The following is a 6,498-nucleotide window of genomic DNA, read 5'->3' as shown; positions in this document are numbered from 1 at the left end:
CCACCCGCCAGACAGGCCGCCTGGGAAGCAGAGCGTAAACACCAATCGTCCCAACGGATCCCGGTCGAGCACGCCATCGCCGAACTGAAGTGGTGGCGACAACTACAACGGTTCACCGGCCGCCGCGACCTGTTGCCCGAGACCATCGACGCCGTCGCCGGGCTGGTGTCCGACCGCATGATCACCTGGTAGCCGCGAAACCGGATCACCGCAGCTCACCGCCCCACCTAATTGCGCACGAAGTCGTTAGTGGAGGTCTTCACGCTCTGGCTGTCCATGATCGACGCCGTGGGTTCGATGGTGCGGCCGTGGTGGTCACGGACGAGGCCGGTGAGCTGGTAGTTCAGTTCGGTAAAGATGCCTTCCTTGCTCCAGGCGGCGAAGTAGCCGTAGACGGTCCGGCAGGGCGGGAAGTCGTGGGGCAGGTAGCGCCAGGCGATGCCGGTGCGGTTGACGTACAGGATGGCGTCGAAGATGTCGCGCAGGTCGTGGGTGGGGGCGCGGCCGCTGACGCCGGCGTCGGTGCGGGCCTGTCGCCAGGAGGTCAGGCGGGGCGCGATCAGGGCCCACCGGGCGTCGGACAGGTCGGACGGATAGGGTCGCCGTTTGGTCATGGTGAAGGCGTACATCGTCGGGGCGTCGGCTCAACGGACGTGATGTCCGTCGATGCCGGGGTGAAAGTGAACCAGACGCGATCCCGAGGTGAAACGCTCTGATTTCGGTCAGGGCCGTGTCCGACGAGATGCGCTCTTTCTGGGGAGAGACGGAAATCTCGCACTGCCGAGATCGGAACGTGAACCGCCCACTACTGGCGCGAAGGTGAAACAAACGTCCAGTAACTGGTGCGTTTTGATCATTCCGGCTATGTATTGCTGCTTTCGTGGGCCTGGTCGGCGAGGCGTCGGCAGGGTCGAATGATCACCACTGGGGCCAGGTTCACCGGATTGATGCCGATGCGAGATGCCCTGGTTTGATCCGCGGATGAGAGGGCGTCTGATTCACGGCTTGACCTTGCGCGATCGCGCAGTATCCGGCCGCGCGAAGACGCAGCCTCCGGTTCGCGGGCGGTTGACGCCGGCCAATTCCTTGACCAGTCGCGGGGTGATGTGTGGCAATACATACAGGCGGCCCACGACGCACCACGCTCATCCATCCAAACATGGAGGTTTCATGGTCTTCCTGAGACGCCCGGCGAATACCGGGCGCGAACTGTCGAAAACGCACACCAGACGGGGTATCCGGCTGATGGCCTACCTTGCTACGGTCGGCGTTACCAGCACGTTGAGAATCCTGTCGCGGCGGCGATCCGCCTCAGCCGCGCTCGTCACGGTCACCGCGGGGGTGGCGACGCTGGTCGTGCCCACACCTGCGCACGCGGGCCTGTACGGTCCCGACATCGCGTGCCCGACCGACCCGGGCATCGTCTGGAAGGCCCGGACCGCGAGCCGGAACCGCCTGGTCTGGGAAGGCGTGAACTACACGGTCAATTCCGCCTCGCCAGCGTTCGCGGTCAGCGACGGGCGGATCGTCGACAACACGCTGACCTCGCCGATCGAGGCCACCTTCACCTCGTCAGTGTCGAACACGTACACGGTGACCGTGACGCTCGGAACGTCGGCGCAGCTCACCGAAAAGCTCCAGTCGACGGTGAGCGTCCAGATCGTGCAGTCCCGGACGACCCAGATCGGGATCAACGCGACGGTCACCGTGCCGCCGCAGAGCCGCGTCGTCGGTCGGTACGGCGTCGAGGTGTTCAACGTCGCCTACACGGGCCAGTTGGTTTGGCAGAGTTACGACGCCCAGCGGCCGGGCGGCTTCGGCGGCCAGTGCTGGGAGCGGAGCAACGTGGCCGCGTCCACGGTGGCGCCCACCGTACTTGAGGGCTGGCGGTTCAGCACCAGCTGACTGGGGAACGTACCAGGCAGGGTCCGGGCGAGCCCGGACCCTGGTACCGTCCCATGACGATGACCAGCACAGATGTCGCGCGTACCACCGCGTAGGACACGTCGAGCATGTCGTGCTCGGCGCTCAGCCGGTCGTAGATCCGTTTCACGGTGTGCCGCTGCTTGCGGGGCACGTCTAGGTCCGCGCGCAGGATGCCGTCGATGCAAATGGACCGGCTGGCACCACCACGTCCCCTTAATCTCCGCCGCCACGGATTCCTCACTTGGCTCCGCCACCGCCCCAAAAACCCCAGTGCCGGAATGACCCTCTACGGCGTACTCCGACACATCCAAACCCACCTGGCCCGCATCATCGGCACCTGCCCCACCTGCGACACCCAATTCCCCGACCACTGGCCCCGAGACTGCTAGCAATCATGACGGAGCACTACTAGAACCGCCCGTGGACAGCGTCTGCCGACCACATCGACGGACTCTCGCCCACCCGGCCTCAACCGGCATCATCGTGGGTCCCGAACTGACGTGTAGGATGCCACGAACTTTCCGGACAGGGGAACTACTAAGATCCTTTCCGGAAGGTGAGGAATCCGTGCCCAAAAACGTTCAATCTAGATGGATGGCGCTAACAAGCGGCTCAGTGAGCCATTCCGCGCAAGCGGTTGACTACTGAACGCTGTCATGTGGTGCGGGTGTGGTCAGGGTGATTGCGTAGTCGGTCCGGGGGTGCCCTGAGCTGGGAATCTATGGAGTGAGTGGCCTCTGTGGAGCCGCCGCATCCGTTCGGCGGCCAGCAGACCGGCCAGCAAGTCCACCGTTTGCTGCCGTACCGGCAGCACCGAGGTGTATGTGACACTCATCGTCGACGCAGAACCCTTATGAAGTTGATCTGTGAGAGGACCACCTTCATACCCGGGTTCTGCGTCTTCTCGTTGCACCGCAACCGATCCGGCGTGGCACCGCACTACCGACGGTCGACTACTACGGCAGTCCGAGATCGTGATCTCTCCTGAGACTCAACCGCCGGTGTGACGGTGCGGAGGTGAGCGTGTCCCATGCGGCCATCGCGCAGGTGATGACGGCTTCCAACTCGGTGCGGGTGGCGCCGTCGCGGGCTTGTATGGAGAGGCCTTGCACCACGGTGGTGTAGTAGCGGGCGATGGCGTCGAGGCTGGCGGGCGGCGCGGTGAGGTCGCCGTCGGTGACGCCGCGGGCGAGCCGGTCTCTGATGGTGGTGAGCTGGTCGCGGCGGCGGTCGGCCAGGAACTCCCGCACCGCGTGGTTTTCCACGGCGCCGGTGGGGGCGGCGAGGATGAGCATGCAGTAGTGGGGGGTGTCGGGGCGGGTGATCTGATCGGCGGTGGCGCGCAGCATTTCGTGGATCGCGGCGCGTGCGGTCGGTTGTTCGCGCAGCGCGCGCCGGGGCGGCTCGCCTGAGGTCGTGCCGTAGAGCGCCATGACCTTGCGGAACAGGTCCTCCTTGCTGCCGAAGCAGGCGTAGATGCTGGCTGAGGCGATTCCCATGGCCTGGGCCAGGTCGTTGAGCGAGGTGCCCTCGTAGCCCCGTTCCCAGAACAGGTCCAGCGCCTGGCGCAGGGCGGTGTCCGGGTCGAAGGTGCGCGGCCTGCCGCGAGTAGCCATCTGGATGCGTCTCCGTACTTGTTGGTCGTTCGATCAAGTTTACCTTGACCTGCACCGAGCGGCCGTGACACAGTTTGTTGGCCGTTCGATAATCAAAAGGAAGCTGACTGCAATGACTATTCGCGCAACCATGCGCGCCCTCCAGCAGACGTCCCTGAACGGCCCGCAGGACCTGTGCTTGATCACCAACGCGCCGGTACCGAGCCCAGGCCCGGGCGAGGTCCTGATCCGGGTCACCGCAGCCGGCGTTAACTTCGTCGACATCTCGCAGGCCCGCGGCACGTTCGCAGGTGGCCCGCAGCCGCCGTATCTGGCGGGCATCGAGGGCGCCGGTGAAGTCACCGCCGTTGGCGAGGGGGTGACCGACCTGGAGCCCGGCGCCCACGTCATCGGCGTCGGCATCAAAGGCGGCGCCTTCGCCGAGTACATGGTGCTGCCCGCGGCCGCAGCGGTTCCCGTGCCGGCGGGCTGGGCCGACGAGCAGGCGTTGGGCCTAGTCGTGAACTGGCCGACCGCGCTGGCGGCGCTCAAGCCGCTGGGCGGCATCGCCGCAGGGCAGACCGTGCTGATCCACGCCGCTGCCGGCGGGACTGGCCAGGCCGCGGTGAAGATGGCCAAGCACTACGGCGCGACGGTGATCGCCACGGCCTCGCCAGGCAAGCATGAGATGGTACGGGCGCAAGGCGCCGACCACGTCATCGACTCCCGCGGCGCCGACCTCGCCGCCGACGTCCTGCGACTGACCGGCGGCGCGGGCGCCGACCTGGTGCTGGAGTCGGTCGGCGGCGCCACCCTCGACGCCAGCCTGGCCGCGACCAAGCGGGTCACCGGCCGAGTCGTCGTCTATGGCGTGGCCGGCGGAGAAGCCGCGATCACCAACTGGGAGCTGGTCTACAAGCACCAGATCCACGTCATCGGCCTGAACATCGGCATCCTGATCCAGGCCGCACCGCAGATCTTCGGCGAGGTCATGGGTGAGATGTTCGGGCTCCTCGCCGCCGGGGTGCTCAGCCCCGGCCAGCCCACCGCGTATGAGCTGGCCGAGGGGCCGAAGGCACTCGCGGAACTGGAAGCACGGGCCACCGTGGACAAGCTGGCACTGCTGCCCTGAACAGACCGCGACGCCAGGCGGCGGTCCCCCCCACGGCTTTCTGAAGGGCCACGTCGGGGTACGGCCGCCGCGATCATGACCGTTGTGAGACACGATCAAGACGCGGCAGTCGCTGCCGCACCGCCAGATGAGAAGCCCCGCCAGTGGGCGGCGCCGCCTGCCAGTACAGCGGCACGGGTAGGCCGTCCACGTTACCGGCAAGCACCCTCGCACAGATGGCGATCTCGGACCGCCTACTACGCAGCGCAACCCACCGTTACGCGGAATGGCTCAGTGGGCCACGATGACCAATGGGACTGACTCCGGCGACCGGTAGTCGTCGCCCCGCCCCACACCCGGTCCGGTTAACGTTCCAACGTTCCCAGGTCTTTGGTGCCTCTCCCCGCCTGCGGGTGCCACAGCAGATGGATTCGCCGGCGCGCGTTTTCCGAGAGGCGGACTTTGTCGGGCGTTTGAGGGTCTGGGGCCTTCTGAAGGTCGACGGCCACTCGAAGGACGTCTGCGCGCAGCTCCTTCTCCGCCATGTCACCGTAGACGAGCAGTACGCCGTACTCGTACCCGCGCTCGTCTGCGTCGACGAATGCGCCTAAGGTCTGAAGATCCTTGCTCAGGCCATCAGTCGTGAGTCCGGACGCGGTCTTGACCTCCACGACCACAGCATTTCGCTGCCAGTTCCCGGGTTCGTGCCACAGCAGGTCCGGCTTGTGAAGACCCTTATCAGTCACCGCGTGCAAGCCGGCTTTGTCGATCTCCCCCGACAGCAAGTAGGTCGGCGCACCCGCAGCTTCGCCAAGCTTGGTGTCACTCAACACGCGGATTTGATGGTACAGCTCGTAGCAGTACACACGTTCGCGGTAGGTCTCCTGAGGCGCGGTCGCGCCAAGGGTTGAATACCGGAGAAGGAACCAGCTGTCGCCTACGCGCCTGGTCGCCTCATCGAGAAGCATTAGAAACGCGTCGGCAGCCTGCTGACGATCAACGTCGGTCATGAGCTAGTTCTACTACCACCTGGTGGGGCCACGTCTGCTCGACCTGCGGGTGGATCTGCACCGGATACGCCGCAGGCAGCAAGACAAGATCGTCGCGACCACGCTGCCGGTTGGGTGAATGCGGCACCCACGGAGAACCGTCGGAAACTACGCAGATGTAGGACCCCGTGGCACACCACCACTCGCTCCCCCGAGAGAACCCCGTGGCCGCTGAGCCGTTCAGCCATGCCCTTGCACGGAAGGCCTTCCCGGCGGTTGAGGTCCTCGACCGGCCGCCGCCAGCATCGTTGCTTGGCATGCCTGTTGGGTTACACGGTGTCCTGTTGGGCTGTTGGGTTGCCCGGATCGGGGTCATCGCCGTCCGGCGAGTCGGCCACGCCAGCGAGATGGGCGATCGCCGACCGGTTCCCAGACGGGCCGGGTACGGCCGCGGCGGCCTGCCGGATCGCCGTCGCCTCCCCGACCAGCGCCCGCAGTGGGTTGGTGCGCAGGGTGAACGCTGCGGTCTCGCGGCTGTTGACGACAAGTCGGCACGCCGCCCGGTAGGCGTCCAGGTGCGACAGGTCGTGCTCGTCGAGCTCGGGCATGGTGTGCCGGGCCAACTGGTGGGCGTCCTCAGGGGCGCAGGAGAAGAACACCTTGTTGCGGGCGTTGGCGGAGATGGCTAGTGGGCTGTCCACGAACGTTTGCCGGGTTCAGACACGTCGGACGGCTTGTGCCGGCTGGCAACAGCCGGGTGCGGGATCAGTCGACGAGGACGGCCGAGGCGTTCATGACTGTTGACCTTGCCCAAAGGTGAAGGCAGACACTGCTGTGGCGAGCGAGCTGGCGAGCTGAGCGCTTGTCGCTGACCGAA

4 protein-coding genes and 4 pseudogenes are annotated in these 6,498 nt (G+C 66.0%); 3 read left to right on the top strand and 5 right to left on the bottom strand.

The window, feature by feature from the left end:
- Window positions 1–192 (top strand): annotated as a pseudogene (locus C1I99_RS32710) (transposase family protein); the annotation flags it as partial.
- A 53-nt stretch (window positions 193–245) separates the two neighbouring features.
- Here the strand turns inward: C1I99_RS32710 and C1I99_RS11005 are convergent.
- Window positions 246–614: pseudogene (locus tag C1I99_RS11005) on the bottom strand (transposase); the annotation flags it as partial.
- Between the two features lie 391 nt (window positions 615–1,005).
- On the opposite strand from C1I99_RS11005, the gene C1I99_RS32285 reads away from it, so the two are divergent.
- A complete protein-coding gene (locus C1I99_RS32285; RefSeq protein ID WP_146603939.1) occupies window positions 1,006–1,905 on the top strand; it encodes a hypothetical protein in 900 nt (299 codons plus the stop codon).
- A gap of 754 nt (window positions 1,906–2,659) precedes the next feature.
- Here C1I99_RS32285 and C1I99_RS33955 read toward each other — a convergent pair.
- Window positions 2,660–2,761 (bottom strand): annotated as a pseudogene (locus C1I99_RS33955) (IS5/IS1182 family transposase); the annotation flags it as partial.
- A 121-nt stretch (window positions 2,762–2,882) separates the two neighbouring features.
- Window positions 2,883–3,542, bottom strand: coding sequence for a TetR/AcrR family transcriptional regulator (locus C1I99_RS10990; RefSeq protein ID WP_111134109.1), 660 nt, complete (start codon window positions 3,540–3,542; stop codon window positions 2,883–2,885).
- On the opposite strand from C1I99_RS10990, the gene C1I99_RS10985 reads away from it, so the two are divergent.
- Window positions 3,517–4,653, top strand: coding sequence for an NADPH:quinone oxidoreductase family protein (locus tag C1I99_RS10985; RefSeq protein WP_233512461.1), 1,137 nt, complete (start codon window positions 3,517–3,519; stop codon window positions 4,651–4,653). The genes C1I99_RS10990 and C1I99_RS10985 overlap by 26 nt on opposite strands.
- A gap of 344 nt (window positions 4,654–4,997) precedes the next feature.
- Here the strand turns inward: C1I99_RS10985 and C1I99_RS10980 are convergent, their stop codons facing one another.
- Both C1I99_RS10980 and C1I99_RS10975 read right to left on the bottom strand, forming a co-directional pair.
- Window positions 4,998–5,642 (bottom strand): hypothetical protein, encoded by a 645-nt coding sequence (locus C1I99_RS10980; RefSeq protein ID WP_111134107.1) that lies wholly within the window; start codon window positions 5,640–5,642, stop codon window positions 4,998–5,000.
- A gap of 308 nt (window positions 5,643–5,950) precedes the next feature.
- Window positions 5,951–6,307, bottom strand: a pseudogene (locus C1I99_RS10975) (type VI secretion protein); the annotation flags it as partial.
- Between the last annotated feature and the right edge of the window lie 191 nt (window positions 6,308–6,498).

It is taken from the genome of Micromonospora deserti (genome assembly GCF_003236335.1).
Taxonomy (GTDB): domain Bacteria; phylum Actinomycetota; class Actinomycetes; order Mycobacteriales; family Micromonosporaceae; genus Micromonospora; species Micromonospora deserti.
Note: the sequence above shows the minus strand (reverse complement) of the source record. Positions and strands in the feature narration are given on the sequence as shown.